This window comes from Pseudomonas sp. EMN2, from assembly GCF_009650555.1.
Lineage (GTDB): Bacteria > Pseudomonadota > Gammaproteobacteria > Pseudomonadales > Pseudomonadaceae > Aquipseudomonas > Aquipseudomonas sichuanensis.
The window spans coordinates 48,290-74,870 of the sequence record NZ_VZZR01000025.1; the positions used below are offsets into that span (position 1 = coordinate 48,290).

23 protein-coding genes and 1 pseudogene are annotated in these 26,581 nt (G+C 63.6%); 18 read left to right on the top strand and 6 right to left on the bottom strand.

Annotated elements, in window-relative coordinates; all coding sequences use genetic code 11:
- Positions 1–17: 17 nt before the first annotated feature.
- Together F6X61_RS09150 and F6X61_RS09155 are read right to left on the bottom strand one after the other, a co-directional pair.
- A complete protein-coding gene (locus F6X61_RS09150) occupies positions 18–2,618 on the bottom strand; it encodes a cellulase family glycosylhydrolase (protein ID WP_153786338.1) in 2,601 nt (866 codons plus the stop codon).
- Between the two features lie 5 nt (positions 2,619–2,623).
- Positions 2,624–4,150 carry an O-antigen ligase gene (locus tag F6X61_RS09155; protein WP_153786339.1) on the bottom strand — a complete coding sequence of 509 codons (1,527 nt, stop codon included), beginning with the start codon at positions 4,148–4,150 and terminating at the stop codon, positions 2,624–2,626.
- 95 nt (positions 4,151–4,245) lie between these two features.
- On the opposite strand from F6X61_RS09155, the gene F6X61_RS09160 reads away from it, so the two are divergent.
- The 14 genes and pseudogenes from F6X61_RS09160 to F6X61_RS09220 all read left to right on the top strand — a co-directional run bounded on the left by F6X61_RS09160 (position 4,246) and on the right by F6X61_RS09220 (position 19,566).
- The gene (locus F6X61_RS09160) at positions 4,246–5,622 is read left to right on the top strand and encodes an oligosaccharide flippase family protein (RefSeq protein WP_153786340.1); all 1,377 of its coding nucleotides are present in this window, start codon (positions 4,246–4,248) and stop codon (positions 5,620–5,622) included.
- Between the two features lie 82 nt (positions 5,623–5,704).
- Positions 5,705–5,923: a hypothetical protein gene (locus F6X61_RS09165; protein ID WP_153786341.1), complete on the top strand. Its 219-nt coding sequence runs from the start codon at positions 5,705–5,707 to the stop codon at positions 5,921–5,923.
- The gene (locus F6X61_RS09170) at positions 5,920–7,386 is read left to right on the top strand and encodes an FAD-dependent oxidoreductase (RefSeq protein ID WP_153786342.1); all 1,467 of its coding nucleotides are present in this window, start codon (positions 5,920–5,922) and stop codon (positions 7,384–7,386) included. Before F6X61_RS09165 ends, F6X61_RS09170 begins: the two co-directional genes overlap by 4 nt.
- Before the next feature lie 132 nt (positions 7,387–7,518).
- On the top strand, positions 7,519–8,136 hold the full coding sequence (locus F6X61_RS09175) for a DapH/DapD/GlmU-related protein (RefSeq protein ID WP_153786343.1): 618 nt from the start codon (positions 7,519–7,521) through the stop codon (positions 8,134–8,136).
- Positions 8,129–9,085 (top strand): glycosyltransferase family 2 protein, encoded by a 957-nt coding sequence (locus tag F6X61_RS09180; RefSeq protein ID WP_153786344.1) that lies wholly within the window; start codon positions 8,129–8,131, stop codon positions 9,083–9,085. Before F6X61_RS09175 ends, F6X61_RS09180 begins: the two co-directional genes overlap by 8 nt.
- Before the next feature lie 8 nt (positions 9,086–9,093).
- Entirely contained in the window at positions 9,094–9,618 is a 525-nt protein-coding gene (locus F6X61_RS09185; protein ID WP_153786345.1) for a serine O-acetyltransferase, read from the top strand.
- A gap of 37 nt (positions 9,619–9,655) precedes the next feature.
- Positions 9,656–10,633, top strand: coding sequence for a glycosyltransferase family 2 protein (locus F6X61_RS09190; protein ID WP_153786346.1), 978 nt, complete (start codon positions 9,656–9,658; stop codon positions 10,631–10,633).
- A gap of 7 nt (positions 10,634–10,640) precedes the next feature.
- A pseudogene (locus F6X61_RS27230) lies at positions 10,641–11,550 on the top strand (DUF535 family protein); the annotation flags it as partial.
- A gap of 719 nt (positions 11,551–12,269) precedes the next feature.
- Entirely contained in the window at positions 12,270–13,613 is a 1,344-nt protein-coding gene (locus F6X61_RS27235; protein ID WP_256671342.1) for a glycosyltransferase family 4 protein, read from the top strand.
- A 62-nt stretch (positions 13,614–13,675) separates the two neighbouring features.
- Positions 13,676–14,878 carry a glycosyltransferase gene (locus tag F6X61_RS09200; protein WP_153786348.1) on the top strand — a complete coding sequence of 401 codons (1,203 nt, stop codon included), beginning with the start codon at positions 13,676–13,678 and terminating at the stop codon, positions 14,876–14,878.
- A complete protein-coding gene (locus F6X61_RS09205) occupies positions 14,875–16,062 on the top strand; it encodes a glycosyltransferase family 2 protein (RefSeq protein WP_153786349.1) in 1,188 nt (395 codons plus the stop codon). The genes F6X61_RS09200 and F6X61_RS09205 overlap by 4 nt, the downstream gene beginning before the upstream one ends.
- A complete protein-coding gene (locus tag F6X61_RS09210; RefSeq protein ID WP_153786350.1) occupies positions 16,062–16,835 on the top strand; it encodes a WecB/TagA/CpsF family glycosyltransferase in 774 nt (257 codons plus the stop codon). Before F6X61_RS09205 ends, F6X61_RS09210 begins: the two co-directional genes overlap by 1 nt.
- 350 nt (positions 16,836–17,185) lie before the next feature.
- Complete coding sequence (locus F6X61_RS09215; RefSeq protein WP_153786351.1) at positions 17,186–18,604, top strand: undecaprenyl-phosphate glucose phosphotransferase; 1,419 nt, start codon at positions 17,186–17,188, stop codon at positions 18,602–18,604.
- A gap of 179 nt (positions 18,605–18,783) precedes the next feature.
- On the top strand, positions 18,784–19,566 hold the full coding sequence (locus F6X61_RS09220; RefSeq protein ID WP_256671339.1) for a hypothetical protein: 783 nt from the start codon (positions 18,784–18,786) through the stop codon (positions 19,564–19,566).
- Between the two features lie 31 nt (positions 19,567–19,597).
- Here F6X61_RS09220 and F6X61_RS09225 read toward each other — a convergent pair whose 3' ends face one another.
- The 3 genes from F6X61_RS09225 to F6X61_RS09235 all read right to left on the bottom strand — a co-directional run bounded on the left by F6X61_RS09225 (position 19,598) and on the right by F6X61_RS09235 (position 21,895).
- The gene (locus tag F6X61_RS09225; protein WP_110992647.1) at positions 19,598–20,353 is read right to left on the bottom strand and encodes a hypothetical protein; all 756 of its coding nucleotides are present in this window, start codon (positions 20,351–20,353) and stop codon (positions 19,598–19,600) included.
- 197 nt (positions 20,354–20,550) lie between these two features.
- On the bottom strand, positions 20,551–20,796 hold the full coding sequence (locus F6X61_RS09230) for a hypothetical protein (RefSeq protein WP_125858502.1): 246 nt from the start codon (positions 20,794–20,796) through the stop codon (positions 20,551–20,553).
- Between the two features lie 151 nt (positions 20,797–20,947).
- Positions 20,948–21,895 (bottom strand): LysR substrate-binding domain-containing protein, encoded by a 948-nt coding sequence (locus F6X61_RS09235; protein ID WP_125463953.1) that lies wholly within the window; start codon positions 21,893–21,895, stop codon positions 20,948–20,950.
- Between the two features lie 146 nt (positions 21,896–22,041).
- Between F6X61_RS09235 and F6X61_RS09240 the strand changes: the two genes are divergently transcribed.
- Both F6X61_RS09240 and F6X61_RS09245 read left to right on the top strand, forming a co-directional pair.
- Positions 22,042–23,418: an L-serine ammonia-lyase gene (locus F6X61_RS09240; protein ID WP_153786352.1), complete on the top strand. Its 1,377-nt coding sequence runs from the start codon at positions 22,042–22,044 to the stop codon at positions 23,416–23,418.
- A 243-nt stretch (positions 23,419–23,661) separates the two neighbouring features.
- Positions 23,662–24,969 (top strand): serine/threonine transporter, encoded by a 1,308-nt coding sequence (locus tag F6X61_RS09245; protein ID WP_153786353.1) that lies wholly within the window; start codon positions 23,662–23,664, stop codon positions 24,967–24,969.
- Positions 24,970–25,044: 75 nt separating this feature from the next.
- Here the strand turns inward: F6X61_RS09245 and F6X61_RS09250 are convergent, their stop codons facing one another.
- Complete coding sequence (locus F6X61_RS09250) at positions 25,045–25,722, bottom strand: DUF3313 domain-containing protein (RefSeq protein WP_153786354.1); 678 nt, start codon at positions 25,720–25,722, stop codon at positions 25,045–25,047.
- 180 nt (positions 25,723–25,902) lie between these two features.
- On the opposite strand from F6X61_RS09250, the gene F6X61_RS09255 reads away from it, so the two are divergent.
- Entirely contained in the window at positions 25,903–26,286 is a 384-nt protein-coding gene (locus F6X61_RS09255) for a type II toxin-antitoxin system RelE/ParE family toxin (protein WP_153786355.1), read from the top strand.
- The gene (locus F6X61_RS09260; protein ID WP_153786356.1) at positions 26,267–26,572 is read left to right on the top strand and encodes a DNA-binding transcriptional regulator; all 306 of its coding nucleotides are present in this window, start codon (positions 26,267–26,269) and stop codon (positions 26,570–26,572) included. Before F6X61_RS09255 ends, F6X61_RS09260 begins: the two co-directional genes overlap by 20 nt.
- Positions 26,573–26,581: the final 9 nt, after the last annotated feature.

The following is a 26,581-nucleotide window of genomic DNA, read 5'->3' on the forward strand; positions in this document are numbered from 1 at the left end:
TTGCAGACTCTAGATGGCTATTTGAGGAACAGCCAATTGGACATGCGCTGGCCATCGAGGCGGATGTTGTAGCGCCCATTGTCGTAGTCCGCAGGCAGCTGCGTTTCTTTCCCTGCGGCATTGCGCGCGAACAGTTTCAAGCCTGGCAAAGCCTTGACGCTGAGGGTGCCGGCGAGGGGCTCGACATGGAAGGGCGTCTTGTCATCCTCGCGGGGCACGGCGCGGGTGCCCAGCGAGATCAGCATCGTCCGCGACTGGCTCAATGGCTTGGCATCGAGGCTTTGCACCGCAACACTGGCATAGGGGGTCTGTATCTGGACCTGGATGTTGCTCAGTTGGACCGACTGGCCACCCAGCCAGCCGGTGGCGACCTGGGTCATGGCGGTATCGATGGTGTACAGCCCTTTTTGCCAGTTGCGTTTGAGCTCGCCGGTGTCGCTGGTGGACTCGCTGGCGGTGGCGTCCAGTAGTGACTGGTCTGGATCGCGCAGCACTTTCGCGTCACCCGGGATGACGCTGGGCTGCAACCACGGCAGCTGAGGCGTGGCAGGCATGGCGATCTGCAGCCGGCCTTTCTCCCAGGCCGTGCGCAGCAGGGCCGAGCTGTTCGGGCTGATAGCGCGGTTGTAGAGGGTCTCGGGCGTTGGCGCGAACACATAGCGCGTGGTGGCCTTGCGCACATCCCCGCGCCGGTAGAGCAGGGCCGCGGCGGGGAGGGTGGCGAGCAGCGCCGGGTCGTTGTAGGCGTGCCAGTTGTCGGCGGTGCGCCAACCTTCGATGAATTTTTGCTGGCTGTAGGCGTATTGCATCAGCCCGTCCCAGCCTTGGTGGCTGGCGGTGCCGGCGATGTACAGCGGCAATGAGTGGCGATCGGGGGTGGGAAAGGGCTCGGCGTTCCACTCGGTCACCGTCATCGGCTTGCCGACCACCTGGGCCGCTGCGAGCCAGTCGAGCATGCCGTCGCTGGTCAACGGATTGCGCTCCAACTGCCCGCCACCGCCATAACTGTGAGCGTCGATCACATCACCCGTGGTCAGCGCTGGCAGCGCGCTCAGGCCATTGCCACCCCAGGTGCTGGTGGTGACTATCGGCACCTTTACGCCAAGCCCGCGCAGGTGCTGGATCATGTCGATGTCGAAGCGGTGTTCCAGGTCGTTGAGGAATAGCTTTGATGGGCCTGGCAGCCAGGTCATCTGGACTTCGTCGGCATTCAGCTGTTGGCGCTGGGCGAAGGCCTTGGCCTCGCTCTCGAACAACTTGTAGTGCCTGGGCACGTTCTTGTCTTTCAACAGGGCATTGCCGAAGTGCTGGGTGATGTCGTTCTCGTTAGTGATCAGTACCGCGGCGACCGCCGGGTCGTCCTTGTAGGCCAGGCCGGTATAGCGGTTGACATGGGTCAGGTACTGCTCGGCGAAGGCTTTCATGGCCTGCTGCAGGGTGACGTTGACATAGGCGTAGCCCTTGAGCCCTGCGGCACCGTGGGTCTTGGGCAGCTCATCGAAGCCATAGATGTCATCCGCCGGGGTGACCGGACGCTCGACGTGCAGGTCCAGCCACACATAGATCCCTTCGTCCTTCAGGCTCTTGATCCACAGGTCAAGCTTGCGCAGCGACTCGGCATTGAGCTGGCGCGTGTCGCGCAGGCTGGTCATGTCGCCGAAGACGTTCGGGCTGACCCAGGGCGAGTCGTGATGATGCAGGCGCACCAGGTTGAAACCCAGGGCCGAGAGGCGCTTGGCCTGCACCTTGATCTCTTCGTCTGGGGTGCCGAACAAGGCGTAGGCCGTCAGGTTGGTGCCCCAGAAGCGTGCCGGCGTACCGTCGGCAAACTGCAACTGTTCGCCAACCGCCTTGACGAAGCCACGCTTGCCCGCCGGTATTTCCTGCGCGTTGAGAAACGACAGGTCGACCGGTGACGTGCGCCAGTCGAGCTGGTCGTCGGGCCAGCCGGCAGGGTCGACCATGCCGAAGCGTTCGGTGGGCGTCGGGCCGATGGCAATGTCGCCACTCACCTGCAGTTGTGCCTTGATCTGCTGGCGACCGGGCTCGATCGCCTCGCTGTAGAAGAACGCCCGGACTTCGCTGGGATTGCCGCGTTCGAAGTACACCTTGGCCAACGCCGGCTCGAAGCGCATTTCCAGCCGACGCCCCTGCGCATCGTTGCCCCATGACCAGCCACGATTGCCGGGCAACAGTTGCGGGGCGCCCATCTCCCCGGCAACCAGTGCCGGGTCGAAATGGAAGACCATGCCCCCCCCCATCACCTTGGTCTTTCGGCTATGGGCATCCAGGTCGAAGTTCCAGGCCAGGGTGCGTTCGCCGGGCTTGCTGATGTCCGCCTTGAGGTCGAAGTCCAGGTCCTTGTTCTTGCCCTCCAGGGTATAGCGGTAGGGCGCGTTGACCTTGAGCGCGGCATAGAAACCGGTCCAGTCCCAGTCAGCGCCCCAGAAATCGAACTTGGCGATCATCGCCGGCCCGCCACCGCGGGTCACGGTCGGCAAGCCGTTCTGTTCCTCCACCTTGACGGTCCAGGCCGCAGCCTGCGTTGCAAATGGCAGAATCATCAGGCCAGCAAGGAGCGAAACCCGCAGCAACGGGCGCAGTGCAGATGACTTCATTGTCGTTACCTGGGTTGAAGGCCGCGCTGGGGAAGGGGTGCGGGCTGGGCTGCACGTAGTCTGCGGACCATCTGCATGTAAGCCACGCTCAGCCCGGCAACTGACCAGTACACCACGGGGATCACCGTGATGCTGCTGACGGTGAAGATGATCACCAGGATGCCCACCAGGGTGGCCAGCAGCGCCCGCCCCAGTTGGCGTTGTTCGTCATCCTTGTCCGGGAAGGCCAGCATGGCCTTGCGAACCCCCCGCAGTACGCAGACGAAGAACGCCACGAACAGCCCCAGGCCCACCAGGCCAACCCTCAGCGCAAGGTTGAGGTAGGTGTTGACGATGTCGATGATGCCGTCGCCCTGGATCATCGACTGCATTTCCGGGGTATTGCGAAAATCGAACGAGCCGAACAGCGGGTTGCGCTGGATGACGATCCACGAGTTGTCGAGCAGGCGCTCGCGGTAGGTGATGTTCTCTTTTTCCAGGTTGCCGATGAACGGCAGCATGTCGAGCACCTTCTCGCCCCCCGGTACCACGGTCAGCAGCGGGATGGCCAGTACGCCGGCCACGGCCAACAGGGTGAGGCGCTTGACTGCACCCCTGCCGGTGGCGATGAACACCGCCACGATGATCGCCGCGCCGATCCACGGGCCGCGCGACAGTGGTGCGACCAGCCCGGCCGCCAGCAGCAGCGCGCCCATGGCACGTTGCAGGGGGCTGCGCACATAGCCCTGGACGAACAGGAACAGGCCGATCGCGACGCTGATCACATAGCCCAGGGCGATGGCCTGGCCGGTGGTGACGCTGGCTCGCAACGAGCCGCCGCGGCTCAGGTAGCTGGCCATGCTCCACTGCACGCCCATGGCCTCGAGCAGGGCGTTGTACAGCAGCCAATGGCGGACGAACTCGGCCACGCCGATCAGCGCCAGGACGAAGCCGGCCAGCACGAAGGCCAGCATGGCGTCCTTGAAGTCGCTGACCTCGCGCAGGGCGCGGCTGGCCACGTAGTACGGCAGGAATACGTCGATATACAGATACAGCGCCTGGCGCAGGGTGTCGGTGAGGGTGGTTTCGCGCAGGTACAGCGCGCCTATCAAGACAATGCTGGCGGCCAGCAGGCGGTCGGGCCACAGGCGCCCGAAGCCAGGTGTGTCGGCCTGCCTGCGCAAGGCCAGGGCGGCGGGCAGCAACACGCACAGGGTCAGCAGGCGGACGTGGTTCAGGTCGAACAGGTAGTTGATCACCCCGAAGCCGGGTATCGGCACCGTGGCGGGGGGCATCACGAACAGCAGCATGAAGAACAGCGCCATGATGTTGCGTTCGCGCCGTCCCGCCAGGTACATGATGACCGCCGCAGCCCCGGCGTATATCCAGAAGCTGTACGAGACGAAGGCCAGCAGTGTCAGGGCGAACCACAGGTTGCGTCGCCGCTTGAAATCGCGTTCGGGAATCAGGTCGCTGGCGGGGCCACGTGCGAGCACGAACACCACGGTGGCGAGGAACAGAATGACGACAAGCGCACGAAAATGTTCAGGCATTGGCAACGGCACCTATCCGCTGGTGGAGGACGGCTAGCATCATGGCTAATTGAAACTATAGTGACTTCTTAGACATCCAGTCAGGGATTGAAGCCATGCCGTCTGTTGAAGTGTCTGCATCGGTGAGTCTTCGCAAGCGCGCATTAGGGGCCGGGGCCTGGAACCTGGTGTCGTTGATCGCGTCGCAGGTGATGCGCCTGGGCGGCAACCTGATCATGGCGCGTTTGCTGTTACCGGAAATGTTCGGGGTGATGGTCATCGCCACCACCGTTTCGGTACTCCTTCACTTGCTCTCCGATGTCGGCCTGCGGCAGAACATCATCCAGAGCCACCGTGGCGACGACCCGCTGTTCCTCAATACCGCCTGGAGCGTGCAGATCGTCCGCGGTTTCGTGCTCTTCGCACTGACCCTGCTGCTGGCCCTGGCGGCCTGGTTCGCCCAGTTGGGCAACCTGTGGCCGGCAGACTCCACCTACGCTGCGCCCGAGCTGCCACTGGTGCTGGCGGTGACCGGTATTTCGGCGGTGATCTACGGTTTTCAATCAACCAACATAGATGTGGCGGTGCGCACTTTCCAGCAGAAGCGCGTGGTACTGGTGGAGCTGGCATCGCAGATCGTCGGGCTGATCGTCATGCTGGTGATCGGCTACTTCACCCGTTCCATCTGGTCGCTGGTGATTGCCGGCCTGGCGGGCGCCCTGACCGGTACGGTGCTGGGCCACCTGGTGTTCCAGGGCCCGAAAAACCGCCTGCAATGGGACCGCAGCGCGCTGAACGAACTGGTGGTGTTCGGCCGCTGGATCCTGTTGTCCTCGATCGTTGGCGTGCTGGCCATGTACGGCGACCGCATGTGGTTCGGCGCCAGCATGAGCGCTGCCGAGCTTGGGGTGTATTCGATCGCCGTGCTGATTCTGGGCTCGCTGCAGACCGGCTTGTTGAAACTGGTCGGCACGGTGGCGCTGCCGGCGTTCAGCGAGGCCGCCAGGACCGGTGACCATGATCGGCTCAGGGCGCTGTATTACCGTTTCAGGTTGCTGGTGGACCTGGCCATGCTGTTCACCTGTGGCGTATTCATTACCGCCAGCCCACTGCTGATTGGCTGGATGTACGACGAGCGCTATACGGCCGCAGGCACTATGCTCAGCATTCTGTCGCTGTCGTTCTTTACGCTGCGCTACACCCTGGCGCACCAGATCTGGATCGCCCAGGGGCTGACCAAGTACCAGGCCATGGACAACATCATCCGCCTCGTTGCGCTGTGGCTGGGGTTGCCGTTGCTGCTGGCCATCGGTGGCGTGCAATGGGCTATCTGGGGGGTTGCCCTGCACACGTTCCCGACCTTGGTACTGATTGTGTATGTCAATCGCAAGCTCGGTATCTTCAGTGTCTGGCGCGAGCTTATGGTGTTGCCGATGATCGCCGTCGGCGCGCTGTTCGGTGAGTTGGCAACGCGTTTCTTCAACTGGCTTTGAACCCCTTGCAACAACGCGCGGTGTCCAGGCGGCGACAGCGGTTTACCTGGTTTTGGCACAACAATGGTGGGGGCTGGGGATCATGGGCAAGCTTCTGTTCTTTACGCAGCTGTCGGGGCGCAGGGTGTTCCTGCGCAACTGTGCCGTGCTGGGTATCGGCGCGGTGGTGTTCGGCAAGGCGGTGGCCGAAGGGCCTGCCAGCTCTTCCCTTGAGCCTGTCGGCAGCAGTGCCCCGGGCGGGTTCGTGGTCATCAACGGCTGGGTCCTGCCTTCGAGCTATTTCCGGGACGGGCAGGCATGATCCGTGACTACCAGGCGCAGAAGACCCTGCGCGAGGATTATGACGTCTGCATCATCGGTGCCGGGCCCGCCGGCATCACACTGGCGCTGCGCCTGGCGCAGGCAGGCTGGAAAGTGGTGCTGGCCGAGGGCGGCGGGCACGACTACTCGCCGCGTTCGCAGGCGCTGTATCAGTGCACCTCGACCGGCCTTGAGCTGTACCCCCATGAAACCCGCCTGCGCTACCTTGGCGGCACGTCCAATCACTGGGCCGGCCGTTGCCGTCCGTTCACGCCCTCCGATTTCGCGGTCCCGCCCCCAGGCGAGCTGCCAGGCTGGCCCATCGCCTATGCCGAAGTGGAACCTTACCTGGCAGCGGCCATGGAGATTGTCGACCTGCCGCAGGGCGCACAATTCCAGGCAGAGAACGCTGGACTCAAGGGCGGTGATTTCGAGCCGGACAAGTTCCTGCTCAGCCCACCGACGCGTTTCGCGCAGAAATACGCCGCAGCGCTCAACGATACCTCCGGGCTGAATGTTTTCATCAACTGCAACTGCGTCGACCTCGAGTTTGACCAGGCCACGGGGCGTCTGGCGGCTGCGGTGGTATCCGACTATGACCGGCAGCGCCAGCGGCTGGTGGCCAGGCACTTCATCCTGGCGACAGGGGCCCTGGAGAACGCCCGGCAGTTGCTTAACAGCACGTCCCTGCGCAAGGCTGGCGTGGTCACTCAGGATGGGTTGGTGGGGCGCTGCCTGATGGAGCATCTCAACGTCGAGATGGGCACCTTCATCCTCGAGGACGGCCAGACTGGCGAGCCGCGCCAGTACTACACCAGCGATGCCTTCGTCAGCGAGTACAAGGCTGGCAAGGGCAATGTCTCGGCCACGGTGCTCGATGAAGTGCGCACCTTCGGCCGCACCGCCGAGGTCAAGCACTTCCTGGAGAACCTGCTTTGCGAGGTGAACCTCGCCCACAAGGTCAATTTCATCGCCAATTTCAGCTGCCCGGGCGAAGGGGTGCTCAGCACCATGATCGAACAGTACCCCAATGCGCAAAGCCGGCTCACGCTGCTCGAGGAGAAGGATGAGCTGGGTGTGTCCAAGGCCAACGTCAACTGGGTGCTTACCGCAAACGACCGCCACACCATCCAGTGCATCGGTAGCGAGCTGGCCAAACAGTTCGTCGATACAGGCCTTGGCTTCGTAAGGCTGAACGAGTACGTCTACGACGCCGCGATTCCGCTGAAGATGCAGCCTCACGCGCACCATATGGGCACCACGCGGATGGCCGCCTCGGCGCAGTACGGTGTGGTCGACCGCGACTGCAAGGTATTCGGCACCGACAATCTTTATGTCGCCGGCAGCAGCATATTCGCCACTGGTGGCGCCTCCAACCCGACCATGCCGCTGTTGCAGTTCGCCTTGCGGTTGGCGGATCACCTCGATCAAAGGCTGAAATCGGCGCGCGGGGCGCTCACCTGAGCAGCCAGCGCAGTGTCAGGGCAACAGCAGGGTAGGTAAGGGAGTGAGCGCGGGGCGGTCAGCATCAACAAGAACGAGACCGCATTCGCCTCAGGGACAGTCCAGGATCGCTTTATTTGCGAGGCTAGCAGCATGTATGGATGGATACGCAAAGCATTGGCCAACTACGCCAACTCGACCGGGCGCGCTGGCGGGACCTACAAGAAGTTCTGCAATCCGAATGCCCGCGACTGGGGCGCTTACCTGACCCGCTGGGGCAAGTTCTACTCCGTGGGCAGCAACGTTCATATCAACCCCGGGTGCAACGTCACCGACCCGCGCCTGGTGCGCCTTGGCAGCAACGTCGGGTTGTCGGACTGCACGCTGATCGGCCACGACGGCGTGGTTGCGCTGATCGAGATCTGCTACGGCAAACAACTCGACTCGGTCGGTTTCATCGACATCCGTGACAACTGTTTCATCGGCCACGGTGCGATCGTGATGCCGCGCGTGACCATCGGCCCCGACTCGGTGGTTGCCGCCGGGTCCGTGGTTACCAAGGATGTGCCGCCCGGTACCGTGGTCGGTGGTAATCCGGCGAAGTTCATCTGCACCACCGAGGCGCTGATCAAGCGCGTCGAGGAACGCTGCGCCGCGTACCCCTGGATAGACCTGGTCAAACAGCGCCAGGGTGCCTATGACCCGGCATTGGAGCCGAAACTGGCCGCTGCGCGAGGCCAGTACTTCTTTGGGGATGGCAGCCATGGCTAGCAAACCTGTCGATGTGATGGTGGTCAACTTCAATACCGCCGGCTTGCTCCAGCCGATGTTCGACGCCCTGCGCCAGGCCGACGGCGACAAGCTGGCGAGTTACCTGGTGGTGGACAACGCCTCGGTCGACGATTCGGTCGAGCGTCTGGCCAAGGTCTGCCCCGAGGCCGTACTGGTCAGCAACCAGAAGAACGTCGGTTTCGGCCGGGCCAACAACCAACTGCTTGCGCACCTGAACGGCAAGTACGCGCTGCTGCTCAACACCGATGCGTTCGTCGCCAGGGACACCCTGGACAAGACCCTCGAGTACATGGACGCGCACCCGGAATGCGGGGTGCTGGGCGTACGCCTGGAGGGGCGCGACGGCGACTTGCAACCCAGTTGTCGCTACTTCCCGACGCCCTTGAACGTGTTCGTGGCACGCACCGGGCTCGGGCGCCTGTTCCCGGGTTTGAAGATGGTCGACGAGATGGACTGGGACCACGGCTCGGTGCGCGAGTGCGACTGGTTGCCCGGCTGCTTCTACCTGGTGCGGCGCGAGGTGCTCGACCAGGTGGGCCTGTTCGACCCGCGCTACTTCCTTTACTACGAAGAAGTCGACCACTGCAAACGGGTCAAACAGGCCGGCTGGAAGGTGGTGTTCTATCCCCACACCACGGTGGTGCATATCGGTGGCGAAAGCTCCAAGTCGGTCGCTGAGCTCGAGGCGGCCAGCCGCCAGATCTCGGCCTACCAGATCGAAAGCGAACTGCTGTACTTCCGCAAGCATCATGGGCTGGCAGGGTTGATCCTGCACATGGCGCTGGTGACCCTCGGCGATCTGGTGCTGGCCCTGAAGGCCTTGTTGAAAGGGCGGGGGCGGGCAGCCATTACGGCGTGCTGGCGGCATTGCCGGGCCACCTGGGCGCTGTTGTTCGACACCCGTTTTGCAAGCCAACCCACACGGTAGGTGACGCCATGTTCGAGAATATTCGTGCCGATCTGCGGGCCCATGGTGGTGATTGGGGCGCCCAGGGCTTCTGGGTGTTGCTGGTCTATCGCTTCGGGCGCTGGCGCTACGGGGTGCGCCCGGCCTTGCTGCGCAAGCCGCTGTCGCTGGTCTACAAAGTGCTGTTCAAGTGGGTGCAGATACTGACCGGCGTCGAGCTGCCCTGTGAGGTGCAGATCGGCCGCAACTTCGTCATCGATCACTTCGGCGGCATCATCATCAGCGGCTATGCGCGTTTCGGCGATGATTGCCGGATCCGCAACGGTGTGGTGGTGGGCTTGAAGAATGTCAGCGAGCCGACCGCGCCGGTGTTCGGCAACAACGTCGATATCGGCGCCGGCGCCAAGGTGCTGGGCAATATCCGTATTGGCAACAACGTGGTGATCGGCTCCAACGCCGTGGTGCTGGTGGACGTGCCGGACAACTGCCTGGCGGTGGGAGTGCCTGCAACCGTCAAGGCGCGCAAGCCCGCCGAAGCGATGCCGTGCTCATGAGGCAGGCAACACTGCCCAGCGCCAGCAGGAGGGCGCCATGCTGAAAGGGATTGGTGTTGTGGTGATTGGCCGCAACGAGGGCCAGCGCCTGCAGCGCTGCCTGGCGTCACTGGCCGGACGTGCGCAGCAGGTGGTGTATGTCGACTCGGGCTCGACCGATGGCTCGCAGGCCTTGGCCCTGGGCTTGGGCGTGGAGGTGCTGGCGCTGGACATGACCCGGCCCTTTACCGCTGCGCGAGCACGTAACGAAGGCTTCGCCTGCCTGCAATCTTTGTTGCCGACACTAAGCTACGTGCAGTTCGTCGACGGTGATTGTGAAGTCGTCGACGGCTGGCTGCAGCAGGCCTGCGAATTTCTCGATGCACGTCCGGAAGTGGCGGTGGTGTGCGGTCGGCGCCGCGAGCGCTTTCCGCAGCATTCGGTCTACAACCTGCTGTGCGATCTGGAATGGGACACCCCGGTGGGCGAGGCTCGGGCCTGTGGGGGTGATGCGTTGATGCGTGCCGATGCGTTCAGGGCCGTGGGCGGCTTTCGCGCGGGGCTGATCGCCGGGGAAGAGCCCGAGCTGTGTATTCGCCTGCGGGGGGGCGGCTGGAAGATCTGGCGCCTGCCCGCTGAAATGACCCTGCACGATGCCGCCATGACCCGTTTCAGCCAGTGGTGGCGGCGCAGCCTGCGCGCAGGCTACGCCTTCGCCGAGGGCGCCTTCCTGCATGGCGCGCCTCCTGAGCGGCATTGGCAGCGTGAGTCGCGTCGTGCCTGGCTCTGGGGGCTGGGCATACCGCTGGCAATCGTGGCTGCGTGTTTACTGCTGGGGGGCTGGGGGTTGCTGCTGTTGCTGCTCTATCCGCTGCAGGCCGTGCGCCTGGCGCGCCGTGGTGGCCGCTCGGTTCGCGAGAACTGGCTGCAGGCAGTGTTCCTGATACTGGGCAAATTCCCGGAGATGGTCGGGCAGATGCGGTTTCTGTTGAACCGGTTCACTGCCGGCAAGACGGTGTTGATCGAGTACAAGTGAGAGGCCCATGGCGTTCAGATCGTTACTCAAGAGTGTGCTCACTTTGCAACCCGGCTATTCATTGCGGGCGTTGAACAACAAGTTCAAATTGCTGGTGCTGATCATCACCCAGTGGAGGGACCTGCAGCCGTTCCTGCGGCACATGGAAGCTGCGCTGGGCAAGGAAGGCTTCGACAAGCTCGGCGTCGATTGCATCGGCATGGTGCAATGGCCCTATATCAGCAAGTGCTGGTCGGTGCGTGAACGCCTCGACGCCGTGGCCTCGCACTACCAGCTGGTGACGGCGCAGTTCCCGACCCTGTTGCTGCTGGGCCGGGACGAGCGGCGGACATTGTGCGATCTGTCAGGCTTTTCTGCCGACTGCACCCTGGTCCTGGACCGGCCGATCTGGTTCAAGCGCGAAGGCGAACTGGTGCTCAACCTGTTCCAGGGCGACCTGCGTGTGGCGTCACTGGCTTTCACCCTGCAGCGCACGGCGGCAGGCCTGTGCCTGTTCATCGGCGCGGTGCAGGGGATTCACAAGGGTATCGACAGCGAGCGCTCGCTGGCCATCTACCGCGACCTGACCAAGGACTTCGAAGGGCTGCGCCCGCGCAGCCTGCTGCTCGAGGCGCTCAAATGCCTGGCCAGGGCGGTCGGGGCTGATGGCTTGTATGCGGTGGGCGACAACTATCGACATCACCGGCATCCCTACTTTGGCGCCGAAAAGTCCCAGGACCTGGCCGCCAACTACGACGCCATCTGGCTGGAGCATGGCGCAGTGCCCAGCGAGCGCGAAGACTTCTTCAGCATCCCGCTGGCGGCAGCGCAACGCGCGGCAGAAGACATCGCGCCGAAGAAACGCGCCATGTACCGCAGGCGCCAGGCCTTGCTCGAGGCGTTGTTCGCACAACTTGAAGCTGCGCTGGCGGCCAGTGTGGGCCAACTGCAGGTACATCGGCAACGGCTGGGCTATGCCCTGGCGTTGCAGGAGGCCAGTAAGCCGACAGCCGGGCATTCGCCGCTGGCAAAGGCTGCGCAACTGTTCCGACAGGCCCTGCGCGAACCCCGGGCGGACCAGCGTTTCATGGCGTACATACGCAAGGCCGGGCTATATCCGACCCTGAGAAAGGCCTGGCGGGAACTGTTGCGCCATGGTCCGGCGCTGCTGTGGAAACCACCCGCCGAGCAGCGTCACGACTTGCCCCTGGATGCCCCGGGCGTGGCGGCCAGCACGCTGTTCCCCGGGCACGTCCTGCTGATTTGCGAGGCTGACCCGGCACAAGCGCCTGATGCCCGTCCTGCACAGCTGCGGCACATGCTGGTCGAGCTTGGCTACACCTGCACGGTGGTGGACTGGCGCAATCCACAGGCCTGCCTGGATGCCCTGCAAACCTGCGCGGCAGTCATCCTGCACCGCTTGCCTTACTGTGCGCAGCTGTCGAGGCTGGTCGAAGAGGCCAGCCGCCTCAAGGTCACCTCTTGCTGGGATGCCGACGAGCTGATCTTCGACCCGCAGGCGTATCGCCAGGGCAACGACCTGAATGGTTTGAACGACGCGGATGTGGGCAAGCTGATGGCGGCCGTGGCCCTGCACCGGCAGGCACTGCTGGCGTGCGAGTGCGCAATCGCGTCGAGTGCGGCACTGGCGGCAGCGATGCAAGAGGCGGGGGCCCGGCAGGTCACGGTGGTCGAGTGCAGCCAGCAGTTGGGCCAGATCCTTCCGGCCCTGCCTGGCGTTCGCCCACGCAGGCTGCTGTCGGCGAACATCTTCTTCGCCCCCCGGAGTTTCGGTGGCGCCACGGTTGTTGCCGAGCAGATGGCGCGGTTGCTGGCGGCCACGTCGCCCTGGCAGCAATTCGTCTTCACATCGCTACCGCCGGCCGACACGCCCCCCTACAGCCTGTATAGATACCAGGCGCAGCAGGCTGCGGTGCTTGGCATCGGCCTGCCAGACCAGCGTTCGGCCCTTGAAGACTTCGAGAACCGCGCAACCCTGCCGTTGTTCGACGCCGTGCTCGAGCGCGTCGCGCCGGACCTTGTGCATCTGCATTCGATCCAGGGGCTGGGCGCGCTGCTGGCCGAAAGCTGTGTGCGGGCGGGCATACCTTTCGTGGTGACCTTGCATGACGCGTGGTGGATCTGCGGGCGTCAGTTCATGATCAATGGCCACGGACAATACTGCGGGCAAACGCTTATTCGCGCCGAGGTGTGTGCCGTCTGTGTCGAGGATGCGCCGCTCAACGCCTACCGTCAGCAGGCCCTGGCCGCCACCCTGCGCAAGGCCAGCCTGCTGTTGGCGCCAAGCCGCTTCGCCCGCGACCTGTACGTGGCCAATGGCTTCGACGCGGCGAAGATCCGCATCAACCGCAACGGCATCCTGGCCCCCGGTGCGGGCTACCACAAGCAACCGGGGGCCTTGCTGCGCTTCGGTTTCGTCGGGGGCAACACCGCAATCAAGGGCATCAACCTGATCACCCAGGCGTTTGCCGGGCTACCCCGCTCGGACTACGAACTCAAGGTGGTCGACAACCTGTTGCACCTGGGTTTCCGCTCGTTCAACCGGCACAGCGTAAAGATCCCGGGCAGCGTCAGCATCATCCCTGGCTACACCCAGGACGACATCGACGCGTTCTTTTCCGGCATCGACGTGTTGCTGTTTCCGACCCAGTGGAAGGAGACCTTCGGCCTTGCCGTGCGCGAAGCGCTGGTGCGCGACGTCTGGGTGATCAGCACCGACGCGGGGGGCACGGTCGAGGACATCGTCGACGGGGTCAACGGCACCATCATCCCGTTGAGCTCCGACCCACGGTATCTGCGCGATGCGCTGGCCGATGCGCTTGAGCATCCGGAGCGCTTCGCGCACCCACACAACGCATTCAAGGGCAGCATCACGCTGTGCAGCGACCAGGCCCTGGAGCTACAGGGCATCTATGCGGACGTCATCGAGGGCATTGCAACGGCAGACCCTGCGCCGTCAGCACTGAAAAGCCTGAAATAGGGGGCCGGATGCCGCCGGGGCGGCCCAGCTCATTCATCACGCGGGTATGGACTCGGATTCCAATGCGCATTGCTTATTTCATCAATCAGTACCCCAAGGTCAGCCACAGTTTCATTCGCCGTGAAATTCTCGCGTTGGAGCGCCAGGGTTTCGAGATTCAGCGCATTGCCTTGCGTGGCTGGGATGCCGAACTGCAGGACGACGAGGATGTGCAAGAGCAGGGCAAGACACAGTACGTACTGCAAGGCGGCGTGAAAGCCCTGCTCAAGCCCGGGCTGCAGGTGTTGCGCCAGCAGCCCGGGCGCTTTTTCGCCAGCCTGTGGCTGGCCCTGCGCCTGGGTCTGCGGGCTGACCGGGCATGGCCCTACCACTTGATCTACCTGGCCGAGGCCTGCCGTGTGATGCAGTGGCTGCAGGCATCGGGCGCGGTGCATGTGCATGCGCATTTCGGCACCAACTCGACCGAGGTGGTGATGCTGGCCCGCGCCTTGGGCGGTCCGGCCTACAGCTTTACCGTGCATGGCCCCGAGGAGTTCGACAAGCCACAGTTCCTGCATGTGGGCGAGAAGGTGCGGCGCGCCGCATTCGTCGCGGCGGTCAGCTCCTACGGGCGCAGCCAGCTGTTCCGCTGGGTGGCGCACGAGCACTGGGGCAAAGTCAAGGTGGTGCACTGTGGCCTGGAGCGCAGTTTCCATGATGTGCCCGCCGTGGCTGTACCCAGCGCGCCGCGGCTGGTGTGCGTTGGCCGCTTGTGCGAGCAGAAAGGTCAGTTGCTGTTGCTTGAGGCCGCACGGCTGCTGGCGGCGCAGGCGGTGGAATTCGAGCTGGTGCTGGCTGGGGACGGCGAAATGCGCGAGCAACTGCAAGCCCTGATCGCCCGGCACGGCCTGCAGGCGCAGGTGCGCATTACCGGCTGGATCAGCAGCGCACAGGTACGCGAAGAGATCCTCGCCGCCCGCGCGCTGGTCTTGCCAAGCTTCGCCGAGGGCTTGCCGGTGGTGATCATGGAAGCCATGGCCTTGCGCCGCCCGGTGCTGACCACCTATGTGGCGGGTATCCCCGAGCTGGTAACCCCGGGCGAGAACGGCTGGCTGTTTCCGGCGGGGGCGGTGGAGGAACTGGCCGCGGCCATGGCCGATTGCCTGGCGCAACCTGCGCAAGTGCTGCAGCGCATGGGAGAGGCGGCGTACCAGCGCGTGCTGCAACGCCATGACATCGATACCGAAGCGGCCCGCCTGGCCAGCTACTTCAAGGCATCCGCATGATGATCCTACTGAGCTGGCTGTTGGGCGCCGCGGCGCTGCTTGTCCTGTTACCGGTGCTGGTACTGTTCGTCCAGGTGTTGCTGGGCTGCCTGCCCGCCCGGCCGCTGCCCATGGCCACAGGAGAGCGGGCGCGGGTAGCGGTGCTGGTGCCGGCGCACGACGAGGCCTCGGTCATTCGTGCCACACTCGCCAGCATTACCCCGCAACTGGCCGCAGGTGACCGCCTGCTGGTGGTGGCGGACAACTGCAGTGATGACACCGCCACGCTTGCTCGGCAAGCGGGCGCGCAAGTGGTCGAGCGCCAGGATGATCGGTTGCGAGGCAAGGGCTACGCACTGGATTTCGGTGTGCGCCACCTGGCGGACGACCCACCGCAGGTGCTGATCGTCATCGACGCCGACTGCCTGGCGGACGTAGGCGCTATCGAGCGGTTGGCGCGTTGCTGCAGCGAAACTGCGCGGCCCGTGCAAGCCCTCTACCTGATGCATGCGCCAGCCGGTGCCGGGCTGAAGGTGCAGATCGCCGAGTTTGCCTGGCGGGTGAAGAACCTGGTGCGCCCGCGTGGTTGGGCGTGGTTGGGCCTGCCTTGCCAACTGATGGGCTCGGGCATGGCGTTGCCGTGGCGCGACCTTGCGCTGATCGACCTGGCCAACGGGCACCTGGTCGAAGACCTGAAGCTGGGGCTGGACCTGTGTCGCAACGGCAAACCACCGCTGTTCTGCCCGCAGGCGCAGGTTTACAGCCAGTTCCCGAGCAGCGACGAAGGTCTGGCAATACAGCGTACTCGCTGGGAACACGGCCACCTCGGCGTTTTGCTTGCTGACGCCCCCCGGCTGCTGCTGAGCGCGTTGACTCGAGGCAACGGGCGCCTGCTGGCCATGGCCTTGGATCTGCTGGTGCCGCCGTTGGCCCTGCTGGTGCTGACATTGATGGCATTGCTGGGCATTACCTGGTTGGCGTATGCACTATTCGGCATCTTGTTGCCGGCATTGCTCGCCACGCTGGCCATGGGCCTGCTGGGTAGCGCGGTGCTGCTGGCCTGGCTGCGCTTCTGCCGCGAGCAGATGCCTTTTTCGGTGTTGCTGTATGCGCCTTGTTACGCGGCGAAGAAGATCCCGTTGTATTTGGGGTTTCTGGTGCGGCGCCAGGTGGAATGGGTGCGTTCGAAACGGGATGACAGCTGATGACGGATCGTACATGGCAGCAGCGCTGGGCCACTGTCGTCGACAAACTGCAGGTGGTGGCTGACGCGGCTGATGAGCAACGGCTGCTCGACACTTTGTTGGCACCGCAAGCGCCCACCGTGCTGGGTTTCGTCAATGCCCACGCCATGAACCTTATGGCGGCCAATGGTGAATTCTACAAAGCGCTGGTGGCCGCCGACCTGTTGCTGCGAGACGGTTCGGGCATGGGGCTGCTGTACCGCCGTCTGGGCCTTGCGCCTGGCTTGAACATGAACGGTACCGATTTCATTCCCCGTGTGCTGGCGGCCTGCAAAGGCCGGCGGGTCGCCCTGTGGGGCACTCGGGAGCCTGCCCTGGCCCAGGCGGCGCAGCACTGCGAAGCCCGCTTCGGCGTGCGGCTGGTGTCGGTGCACGATGGCTTCGCCGACATGGAGACCTATCTGCGGCTTGCCCGCGAACTGCAACCCGAGCTGATCGTGCTGGGCATGGGCATGCCCAGGCAGGAACTGGTTGCCGCCCGGCTGGTGGCCGTTTCCGGGCCATGCCTGATCATATGTGGCGGGGCGATCCTGGACTTTCTGGGGGGAGGGGTGGAGCGCGCCCCAGCCTGGATACGACGGCTGGGCATGGAGTGGCTGTACCGCTTGATGAAGGAGCCCAGGCGCTTGTTTGGCCGCTATGTACTGGGTAACCCCTTGTTTGTGTTGCGAACCCTGGCCTGCAGCAAGGCGCGTGGCACCGCCGGTTCCGGTGTGCCGGACAGTGAGCCCTGAACCGTCTGAATGGTGGGGCGCGCCGCAGCGATGGCGCAGTACTGCTACAGTGATATCAATCGCCGCCAGACAGCAAAAACAATAAACAGGCGAAATGCAGCATCAGCCCCTGAATGAACGCCACCCTGGTGGCCGGACGCTCAGGCGGGCTCTTGAATCAGGGGGTCTTGCCGCATGCAGGGATCGATATTGCGCGCTCGCGTTCACGCCATCCGTGGCACCTCAATCACTGCAGTGCAATACAACCCCGGCAGGCTTGCCGGGGCGCGACCGCTATCGCCCGTTGATTTCGTATCGTGTTCAGCCTGATGCAAGGGTGTTCGACACGCTCACATTGATGAGGCCTGACAATGGTTTTGGAACCCAGAAGCAGTCGTCCCGTACTCCAGCGCAGAAGCAACGTCAGCAACGCGGTGCAGGCGGGCCTTGACGGTATTGCGGTGACTGGTGTCGCCTGGTACCTGATCTACGAACAGTTTGGCTACATCACCTCCGACTACGTGATCATGCTGCTGTTGCTGATCGGTGCGTTGGCGGTGATCTACGACCACTACGCCATCTACCGCACCAACGTCGGCCTGACGGTCAAGGCCTTCAGGCTGTTCAAGGCCTGGTCGGCGACCTTCTGCTTCCTGGTGGTGATGGCGTTCCTTACCAAACAGAGCGAATCCTATTCGCGGCTGCTGGTCGGGGAGCTGTTCGTCATCGGTTATTTCGTCCAGTTGTTCCTGCATGTTGCGGTGCGTGAAGTGCAGAAACGCTTCATGGCCCATGCGTACCGCATGGAAAACGCGCTGATCATCGGTAACGGTGAACTGGCCGATTTCCTTTATCGCAAGATCAGCAACAACCCCTGGTTCGGCGAGCGGGTGGTGGGCTGCGTGTTGTTCGACGAAACCGACACAGCGCAGCGGGCGGACGGGCAGCAGGGCCCGCCGGTACTTGGGCATATTTCCAAGCTTGACGAAATCGTCGCGCAGCACGCCATTCGCACGGTGTACCTGGTAACGCCGCTCGGCGGCTCCGAAGTGATCAACGATATCTACTTGAAGCTGCTGGAAAAATGCATTGCCGTGAACTGGGTGCCGGATATCTTCTCGCTGCGCTTGATCAACCACAGCGTTCGCGAAATCGCCGGCATCCCGGTACTGACCTTGTCCGAGACACCTTTGACCGGCATGAGCCTGTTCCTCAAGAACGTCGAGGACCGAGTGCTGGCGGCGCTTATCCTGCTGTGCATTTCGCCGGTACTGCTGGTTGTCGCCCTGGTGATCAAGCTCGATAGCCCCGGGCCGGTGTTCTTCCGCCAGGAGCGCATGGGCTGGACCGGCGAATCGTTCCGCATCTGGAAGTTCAGGAGCATGCATGTGCACCAGCCCGAGGCCGGCGTGCTCCAGCAGGCGCAGAAGAACGACCCACGGTTGACCCGGGTGGGTGCCTTCATCCGCCGTACCAGCCTGGATGAGCTGCCCCAGCTGTTCAACGTGCTGACCGGGGAGATGTCGCTGGTGGGCCCGCGCCCGCATGCGCTGCAACACGACACGCAATACTCCCAGGACATCGTCGACTACTTTGCCCGCCACAACATCAAGCCCGGCATGACTGGCCTGGCCCAGGTACGTGGCTTCAGGGGGGAAACCAAGGACATCGCGCAGATGGTCCAGCGCGTGAATTCCGATATCGAGTACATCAACAACTGGTCGCTGTGGCTCGACTTCGTGATTCTGGTACGCACGCTCAATGCCTTCACCGGCAAACACGCCTACTGAGTAGTGTCGGGCTGACCGGCGGGCCGACGGCCGGTCACACATCCCGCCCCGCAGCACTACACTTGCCCGGTGATGGCGACCTGCCTGCATCGGCCTGGTCGCCCCTTCAAGGATGAAAGACCCAGCCACTGTCGGTCCGCAGCGCGGACCGGCCGTGTCCTGCAAGGAGACGCAGGTCGATGGTCATCAAGCGAATGAGCAAGGTTCGCGTGCCAGCAATGGCCCGTGAGCCGTCGAAAAGTGGCAATGAACTCCAGGGAGCGGTCGAAGGGTTGCTGGCCAGCCCGCTGTTCGTCAAGTCGCGGCGCCTGGGCAGCCTGCTCAGTTACCTCGCCCAGCGTAGCCAGCAGGGCGGCGAGGGCATCCCCAGCGAATACGATATCGGCATCGCGGTGTTTCGCCGGGATCCTGCGGTGTATTGCACGGGCGACGACCCGGTGGTACGGGTGCAGATCGGTCGCCTGCGGCGCAAGCTTGCGGACTATTACGCCACGCATGGGGCTCATGAGCCGTTGCGCCTGAGCGTGCCTGCCGGTGGTTATCGGCTGTGCTGCGAACGGTGGGGCGCGCCGTTGGCCGATGGTCGGCCGGCGGTACTGTGCGTGCGGCCGTTCAGTTGCCTGACCAGCCTGGGTGGGGCGTTCGCGCGGGGGTTGGGCGAGGAGTTGTGCGACTTGCTGTTCCATGGTTTCGAGCGTGCCTCGGTGCGCGTGCGTTTACCACGGGGGGCACCGACGCCAGGCGAACTCACCCATGAGCATGCCTACCTGCTCGAGGGCAGTGTGCGGGCCGAAGCCAACCGTGTGCGGGTGGCGGTGCGTCTGCTGGACGTGGGGGCGGGCAGCCTGCTCTGGTCGGCCCGCTTCGACCGAGGCGGACCATTGCTGATCGCCACCGAGCAGGAGCTGGCCGAGGCCATCTGCCACTGCGTGATCGGTCAGTTCGTCCGGCACACAGGGTGATACCGCCGGGGCGAACCCCGGCGGCCAAGGCTCAGGAAGGGATGATCCACTTCTGGTCGGAGTACATGTAGGTGGCGCTGTTGGCGAAGGTCAGGTCGATCTCCTGGGCATTGGAGCGTGAGCTGCTGAACATGGTGCTGGTCTGCACGTCCTGTTGGAACCACACCAGGATGCTTTCCTTCGGCGTGAGGCTGGTGCTGCCCTGTACGACCGCACTGGTGGCCACGTAGATCGGCGTGCTCACTTGCTTGCCGTCGATGCCGGTGGACAGCTGGTTGACGCCCGGATGGATCGAACCGTACTTGTTGATCAAGGTGACCGCCGTTTCCGGTCCACCGGTGGAAGGCGCCCCGAGTATGCCTGCATCGTCGAGGATCGATTGTTGTCCGAGGCCGATGGTGACGATATTGGTGGCCGTGGTCACCGTGACATTGTCCTGGAAGGTGTTGGTGCCAAACAGCTGGTACTGGGGCGTCCAGCTGAAAGTGTTGTTCATCAGGTACTTGTCGTAGGACTGCCAGACCACGTTGTACGCAGCGTCTCCGACCTTCTTGGCGAAGCACAGCTTGTACTTACCGTCCTTGAGAGTACGCAGGTCATCGGCGGCAATCTGGATGTTCACCGATTTGGTAACGGCATCGGTGATGGTGCGGAACAGATTGGCGTAGTGGCTTTGCTCAAGGGGCTGGGTTCGGCCAAGCAGGGCCTTGACCGCTTGTTGCACCTGTTCCTGGCGCTGCTGGGCGACGGCGAGCTGTTGTTTGCTTGCGGCATTCGAATTGCTCATGGTGTCCCTCTGTCCTTGTTGAGTGATGGTTGCCGAATTCCGGCCTGTGCCGGGGTGTCGACCAGGCCACTCTAGGCGGGGCGAAAGGGCCGGCGAAGTATCACGGTGTTACAAGGCAGCGGCTGTCATGCCGCCCACTCAAATGAACAAGGGCCGCAATGCGGCCCTTGTTGCTCGTGCAGTTATGCAAGCAAGGCTTAGGCCGTGCTCTTGACGTTGGCGTCGGCCCAGGTGAAGTTCCAACTGGTGCGCTTGCCCTTGGCCACTTCGATGAGCTTGTTTTCGTAGGTCGTATGGCTGATCTCGCCGGTGAACGTCAATGTGCGTGCGCTGTTGTTGCCTGTGACTTCGCCCGGCGTGCCGTTGGACAGGATCATCGCTTTCTTGAGGTCTTCCGCGGATGGCGCGCTGGCCTGGTTCTTCTCGACGGTTACGAAATGCATGGTTACACCTCCTGTGTGGGTTTAACCTCGGCACGGCGCGGCGCGCAGGCCGAGGGGCACACTGTAGGCGCGTGGTGGGCAGGGGCTTAAGTTACAAGGCAGGCGCCGAAGTAACAGAGCGTAACTCCATGGCGGATACCCCCGGGTGGCCTTACGCACCTGGCAGTGACAATGGGTGCAATGCCCTGAACCCCTGTGCCTCTTCCACCAGCCAGTCATGCACTGCCCGGGCGCCGGGCTGGGTCAGCCCGCCGGGCGGGTAGTGCAGCACGTAGCGCTTGTGGTTGGCGATCGGTACGCCGAACGGCACGATCAGCGCGCCGCGCTCAAGTTCATCGTTGAGCAGGGTGCGCCGGGCGATGGCCACGCCGACACCGGCAATCGCCGCCTCGATGGTCAGGTGGTTGCGGTTGAAGGTGTGGCCACGGCGCACGTCCAGCCCGCCGGCGCCGATACCGTCCAGGTAGAACTCCCATTCGGCATATTCCGAGCTGCCGCGCCAGGCGGTGATGTCATGCAGCAGCGGATAGTGCACCAGGTCCGTCGGCCCGTGCAGCGGCGGGCGGCCGCGCAGCAGTGCAGGGGAGCAGACCGGGAAAATCTGTTCATCCAGCAACGGGGTGGACAGCATGCCCGGGTAGCTGCCGTCGTTGAGGTCGATGGCCAGGTCGAAGTCATCCGGGTGCAGGGCCTGGTTGCTGTCCTCGGCCACCAGGCGCAACTCGATGTCGGGGTAGCGCTGCTGGAAGCGCGGCAGGCGCGGCGTGAGCCATTTGGCCAGGAACGACGGGATCGAACGCAGGCGCAAGGTGCCACGGATCTCACCGGCATCCAGGCGCAGCAGCTCGGCCTCGATGCTGCCGTAGGCCTCGGCCACGGTCTGCGCCAGCCGCTGCCCCTCGGCTGACAGCTCGACGCCGCGGGCGCGCCGCAGGAACAGGCGATAGCCCAGGCGCTCTTCCAGTTGGCGCATTTGCTGGCTGACGGCGCCGGGAGTGATGTGCAGCTCTTCTGCGCAGCGGGTGAATGACAGGTGCCGCGCCGCGCAGGCAAACACATGCAGCCAGACGTACACCTGACCGTTGAGTGGCCCCTTCATTGTTTAGTCCTGCTAAAGGCTTGTGTAGGAAGTTTCGTTGGTCATGCCGACCTGAGCGCGTCAGTATCGCCCAACTTTGTAATACCGTTCAATTTTTCCGGAGATCCGTGGTGCGCGTTGTACGGCTGCCACGGTCAGGCATTAGCATGGCTATCAGTGTTTTCGACCTTTTCAAGATTGGCATCGGCCCATCGAGCTCCCACACCGTCGGCCCCATGCGCGCCGCGGCAACCTTCGCCTTGGCACTGCGCGAGCGCGGCCTGCTGGCCCAGGTGAGCCGGGTCGAGGTCCGCCTGTACGGTTCGCTGTCGGCCACCGGGGTTGGCCATGCCACCGACCGTGCCTGCCTGTTGGGCCTGATGGGCCAATGGCCGGACCGCATCGACCCGCACAGCATCGAGCCGCGTATCGACCAGTTGATGCAGGAGCAGTGCCTGATGCTCGATGCCAGCCATCCAATCGAGTTCCAGTACAGCCGTGACATGCGCCTGCTCGACGAGAGCCTGGCGTACCACCCCAACGCCATGACGCTGGAAAGCTTCGGCGCCCAGGGCAGCCTGTTCAGCCAGACCTACTATTCGGTGGGTGGCGGCTTCATCGTCGAGCAAAGCGAAATCGACGCACCTCAGGGTGGCGGCGCCGAGGTCGAGCTGCCCTACGAGTTTTCCAGCGCAGAGGAGCTGCTGGCGCTGTGCAAGCAGCACGGGCTGAGTGTCAGCCAGCTGATGCTGGCCAACGAGCGCGCCTGGCGCTCGGAAAGCGAGGTACGCGAAGGCCTGCTGAACATCTGGGCCGCCATGCGCGAGTGCGTGGTCAACGGCCTGCGCAATGAAGGCATCCTGCCCGGCGGGCTCAAGGTCAAGCGCCGCGCCGCGCGCCTGCACCGAAGCCTGCAGGAGCTGGGCAAGCCCAACGTGATCGGTTCGACCCTCAGCGCCATGGAGTGGGTCAACTTGTTCGCCCTGGCGGTCAACGAAGAGAACGCCGCCGGCGGCCGCATGGTCACCGCACCCACCAACGGCGCGGCCGGGATCATCCCGGCGGTGCTGCACTACTACATGAAATTCAACCCCGGGGCCTGCGACGACGATGTGGTGACCTTCCTGCTGGCGGCGGCGGCGGTGGGCATCCTGTGCAAGAAGAACGCGTCGATTTCCGGCGCCGAAGTGGGCTGCCAGGGCGAGGTCGGTTCGGCCTGTTCGATGGCTGCCGCCGGTCTGGCCGAAGTGTTGGGCGCCACGCCGCCACAGCTGGAAAATGCCGCCGAGATTGCTCTGGAACATAACCTCGGGCTGACCTGCGACCCGGTCGGTGGCCTGGTCCAGGTACCGTGCATCGAGCGCAATGCCATTGCTGCGGTCAAGGCGATCAATGCCGTGCAGATGGCCTTGCGTGGTGACGGTGAGCATTTCATTTCCCTCGACCAGGTGATCCGCACCATGCGCGATACCGGTGCCGACATGCACGCCAACTACAAGGAAACCTCCCGCGGCGGCCTGGCCGTGGCGTTCGTCGAGTGCTGACAGAACGCGAGGCATGCACTTGACCCTGTCGGCGTAACTGTCTTTGTAGGAGCGGCCTTGTGCCGCGAAAGGGCCGTGCAGCGGCCCCGGCAATCTATGTGGTAACGCCGGGGCCGCTGCGCAGCCCTTTCGCGGCACAAGGCCGCTCCTACAGAAGCCATGCAACCCATGAGGCCGGCAAGCCGGCTCCCAAACTGCAACACCCGCTGTACCTGCGACAAAAACAACTACAAGGCGATACCCATGACTGATGTACAAAGCACCACGACCCTTCGTGCGGATTCGGCTGCCCCGGCTACGGCCTCGGGCTCGACCACCTGGAACCGCCACGACACCACCTGGGCCCTGGGCCTGTATGGCACCGCCATCGGTGCCGGCACCCTGTTCCTGCCGATCAACGCCGGCGTCGGCGGCTTCTGGCCGCTGCTGATCCTGGCGCTGCTGGCGTTCCCCATGACCTTCTTCGCCCACCGCGCGCTGACCCGCTTCGTGTTGTCCGGGCGCAAGGGCGGCAGCGAAGACATCACCGAGGTGGTGGAAGAGCACTTCGGCGTTGGCGCCGGCAAGCTGATCACCCTGCTGTATTTCTTCGCCATCTTCCCGATCTTGCTGGTGTACAGCGTGGCGCTGACCAACACCCTCACCAGCTTCTTCGAACACCAGCTGCACCTGAGTGCTCCGCCCCGTGCACTGCTGGCGCTGCTGCTGATCTGCGGCCTGATGATCATCGTGCGCTGCGGCCAGCAACTCATCGTCAAGGCCATGAGCCTGCTGGTCTACCCCTTCGTCGCTTCGTTGCTGTTGCTGGCGCTGAGCCTGATCCCCAATTGGAACGGCGCGTTCTTCGCCCAGGCCAATGAAGGCCTCAGCGCCTCGAACCTGATGCTCACCCTGTGGCTGGCGATCCCGGTGATGGTGTTCTCGTTCAACCACTCACCGATCATCTCGGCCTTTGCCGTCGACCAGAAACATCGCTATGGCGTTGACGCCGACCGCAAGAGCGGCCGCACCCTGGCCACTGCCCACGTGATGATGGTGCTGACGGTGATGTTCTTCTGCTTCAGTTGCGTGCTGGCCCTGAGCCCGGAGAACCTGGCTGAGGCCAAGGCGCAGAACATCTCGATCCTGTCGTACCTGGCCAACCACTTCCAGACCCCGGTGATCGCCTTCGTTGCGCCGCTGATCGCGCTGGTGGCGATTACCAAGTCGTTCCTGGGCCATTACATCGGCGCCAGCGAAGGCTTCCAGGGCATGATCGTCAAGAGCCTGCGTGGGCGTGGCAAAACCTGGCCGGCCAAACGCCTGGAGCGTGCCACGGCGCTGTTCATGGTGGTGACCTGCTGGGCGGTGGCCACGCTCAACCCGAGCATCCTTGGCCTGATCGAAGGCCTGGGCGGCCCGGTGATCGCCTGCCTGCTGTTCCTGATGCCAATGTACGCGGTGCACAAGGTGCCGGCGCTGCGTCAGTACTCGGGCAAGCTGTCGAATGTGTTCGTGGTGCTGATCGGCCTGATCACCTTGTCGGCGATCCTCTACAGCTTCGTCGCCTGATCTTCGGGAGCTAGACACAACAAGGCCGCTGTCCCTGCCGGGCAGCGGCCTTGTTGCGTTATCGAGGGTAGCGGCCTATTTGGACTTGTGCTGCAGGGCCACGAAACTGCGACGCATGTCGCTGGCCCAGCCATCGAGCACCGGCTTGACGTCGGCCAGGGTGAGTTTCTGCGTGTCGTTTTCCAGCTCCTTGCCACTGCCTTTACGCACCACCTGGGCCAGCACTTTCTGGCTGGCGCCATCGAGGAAGGCCGCCTCTACCGCAATGTCCACGTCCTGGTCACGCCCGCCGGCGGCGGTGTTGACCGCTGCTGCCACCAGGGCGATGGGGATGACTTCATAGGGCCTGAGCCCTTCGTTGCTGGTGGCCACTGCGGTAATCGCCGGGCGCACCACGATGGTGTTCGGCCCAGGCTCCTTGACCAGCGTCAGCACACTGCCCAGCTCGCGGCGCATGGCTTCGTTGAAGTAGCGGGTGATCTCCTGCAGGGTCTGCGCCGAGATCACCTCGGTCGGTTGTGGTTTGGGGTAGAACTGGCTCGGTTCGATGAACACCTTGGTGTACTGGCTGGCTTTCAGGTTGGGGTCGACCCAGCGCATCACCGGCGCGCCGGAGACGCTTTCGGCCGGCTTCAGACGGCTGTAGTCCTTGAGAAAACCGGAGTAATCCTTGGGGTCGACGCGGTTGCTGGAGCAGGCAACCAGGGCAAGCAGGGCTGCGCACAACAGGGTGCTGCGAGACAGTTGCATCATGATGGCGGTGTCCATGAGTGAATTGGCCAGAACAACGCTAGCAGGTGCTTGGCGGAAGGCCAGCAACCCGTTCGATTCTCATTGCCGTTTCGCACGTCCATGCCCGAAGCAGCTGACTATCCATTCAATCCGAAAGCTGGAAAAGTATGCCCTTTACGGGTATGGTTTGGAGCGTTGGACATGGAAGTCTTTAAAAGAAGGGAGTTCGCCCGCTGGCAACTCAGCGAGAATCTCCCGGATTGCGTGCTGTGCAAGGCTGTTGAGGAGATGCAGTGCGGCCTTGTGGATGCCAGCCTCGGCGGGCTGCTATTCAAGAAACGCATCGCCGGACGCGGTGCCGGGAAGCGCGGCAGCTATCGCACGTTGTTGTCGGCCCGCATCGGTAGCCGCTATGTGTTTCTGCATGGTTTCAAAAAGAACGACCAAGCGAATGTTATGCCCAACGAGCAGAAGGCGTTGCAGTTCGCCGGCAAGGTATTCCTGGATTTATCACCACAGGCGTTGGCCAAGGCCCTGGGCTGCGGTGTACTGATGGAGGTCCACTGTGACCAGCAAACTCATTGAATCATTGCGTGACGACCTATGTGCCCTGGAGCGGGCGGGCGCGGTCGGCAAGGTCACGCTGCGCGATTTCGAAGCAATATGCCCGGCACCCGTGCGGGCGTTCAGTGCCCAGGACATCAAGCAACTGCGTGAAACCCTCAATTTCAGCCAGCCGGTGTTCGCCCTGCACCTGCACACCAGCGCTTCCACGGTGCGCAAGTGGGAGCAGGGCGAAACACGTCCGGCGGGGCCGGCGTTGAAACTGCTCAATGTCATCGCTGACAAAGGCCTGCAAGCCATCCTTTGAGCAGCGCCC

Excerpts from the sequence above, each read along its gene's own strand:
- F6X61_RS09150 (WP_153786338.1), bottom strand. The coding sequence starts at position 2,618 with ATGAAGTCATCTGCACTGCGCCCGTTGCTGCGGGTTTCGCTCCTTGCT.
- F6X61_RS09155 (WP_153786339.1), bottom strand. The coding sequence starts at position 4,150 with ATGCCTGAACATTTTCGTGCGCTTGTCGTCATTCTGTTCCTCGCCACC.
- F6X61_RS09160 (WP_153786340.1), top strand. The coding sequence starts at position 4,246 with ATGCCGTCTGTTGAAGTGTCTGCATCGGTGAGTCTTCGCAAGCGCGCA.
- F6X61_RS09165 (WP_153786341.1), top strand. The coding sequence starts at position 5,705 with ATGGGCAAGCTTCTGTTCTTTACGCAGCTGTCGGGGCGCAGGGTGTTC.
- F6X61_RS09170 (WP_153786342.1), top strand. The coding sequence starts at position 5,920 with ATGATCCGTGACTACCAGGCGCAGAAGACCCTGCGCGAGGATTATGAC.
- F6X61_RS09175 (WP_153786343.1), top strand. The coding sequence starts at position 7,519 with ATGTATGGATGGATACGCAAAGCATTGGCCAACTACGCCAACTCGACC.
- F6X61_RS09180 (WP_153786344.1), top strand. The coding sequence starts at position 8,129 with ATGGCTAGCAAACCTGTCGATGTGATGGTGGTCAACTTCAATACCGCC.
- F6X61_RS09185 (WP_153786345.1), top strand. The coding sequence starts at position 9,094 with ATGTTCGAGAATATTCGTGCCGATCTGCGGGCCCATGGTGGTGATTGG.
- F6X61_RS09190 (WP_153786346.1), top strand. The coding sequence starts at position 9,656 with ATGCTGAAAGGGATTGGTGTTGTGGTGATTGGCCGCAACGAGGGCCAG.
- F6X61_RS27235 (WP_256671342.1), top strand. The coding sequence starts at position 12,270 with ATGCAAGAGGCGGGGGCCCGGCAGGTCACGGTGGTCGAGTGCAGCCAG.
- F6X61_RS09200 (WP_153786348.1), top strand. The coding sequence starts at position 13,676 with ATGCGCATTGCTTATTTCATCAATCAGTACCCCAAGGTCAGCCACAGT.
- F6X61_RS09205 (WP_153786349.1), top strand. The coding sequence starts at position 14,875 with ATGATGATCCTACTGAGCTGGCTGTTGGGCGCCGCGGCGCTGCTTGTC.
- F6X61_RS09210 (WP_153786350.1), top strand. The coding sequence starts at position 16,062 with ATGACGGATCGTACATGGCAGCAGCGCTGGGCCACTGTCGTCGACAAA.
- F6X61_RS09215 (WP_153786351.1), top strand. The coding sequence starts at position 17,186 with ATGGTTTTGGAACCCAGAAGCAGTCGTCCCGTACTCCAGCGCAGAAGC.
- F6X61_RS09220 (WP_256671339.1), top strand. The coding sequence starts at position 18,784 with ATGGTCATCAAGCGAATGAGCAAGGTTCGCGTGCCAGCAATGGCCCGT.
- F6X61_RS09225 (WP_110992647.1), bottom strand. The coding sequence starts at position 20,353 with ATGAGCAATTCGAATGCCGCAAGCAAACAACAGCTCGCCGTCGCCCAG.
- F6X61_RS09230 (WP_125858502.1), bottom strand. The coding sequence starts at position 20,796 with ATGCATTTCGTAACCGTCGAGAAGAACCAGGCCAGCGCGCCATCCGCG.
- F6X61_RS09235 (WP_125463953.1), bottom strand. The coding sequence starts at position 21,895 with ATGAAGGGGCCACTCAACGGTCAGGTGTACGTCTGGCTGCATGTGTTT.
- F6X61_RS09240 (WP_153786352.1), top strand. The coding sequence starts at position 22,042 with ATGGCTATCAGTGTTTTCGACCTTTTCAAGATTGGCATCGGCCCATCG.
- F6X61_RS09245 (WP_153786353.1), top strand. The coding sequence starts at position 23,662 with ATGACTGATGTACAAAGCACCACGACCCTTCGTGCGGATTCGGCTGCC.
- F6X61_RS09250 (WP_153786354.1), bottom strand. The coding sequence starts at position 25,722 with ATGATGCAACTGTCTCGCAGCACCCTGTTGTGCGCAGCCCTGCTTGCC.
- F6X61_RS09255 (WP_153786355.1), top strand. The coding sequence starts at position 25,903 with ATGGAAGTCTTTAAAAGAAGGGAGTTCGCCCGCTGGCAACTCAGCGAG.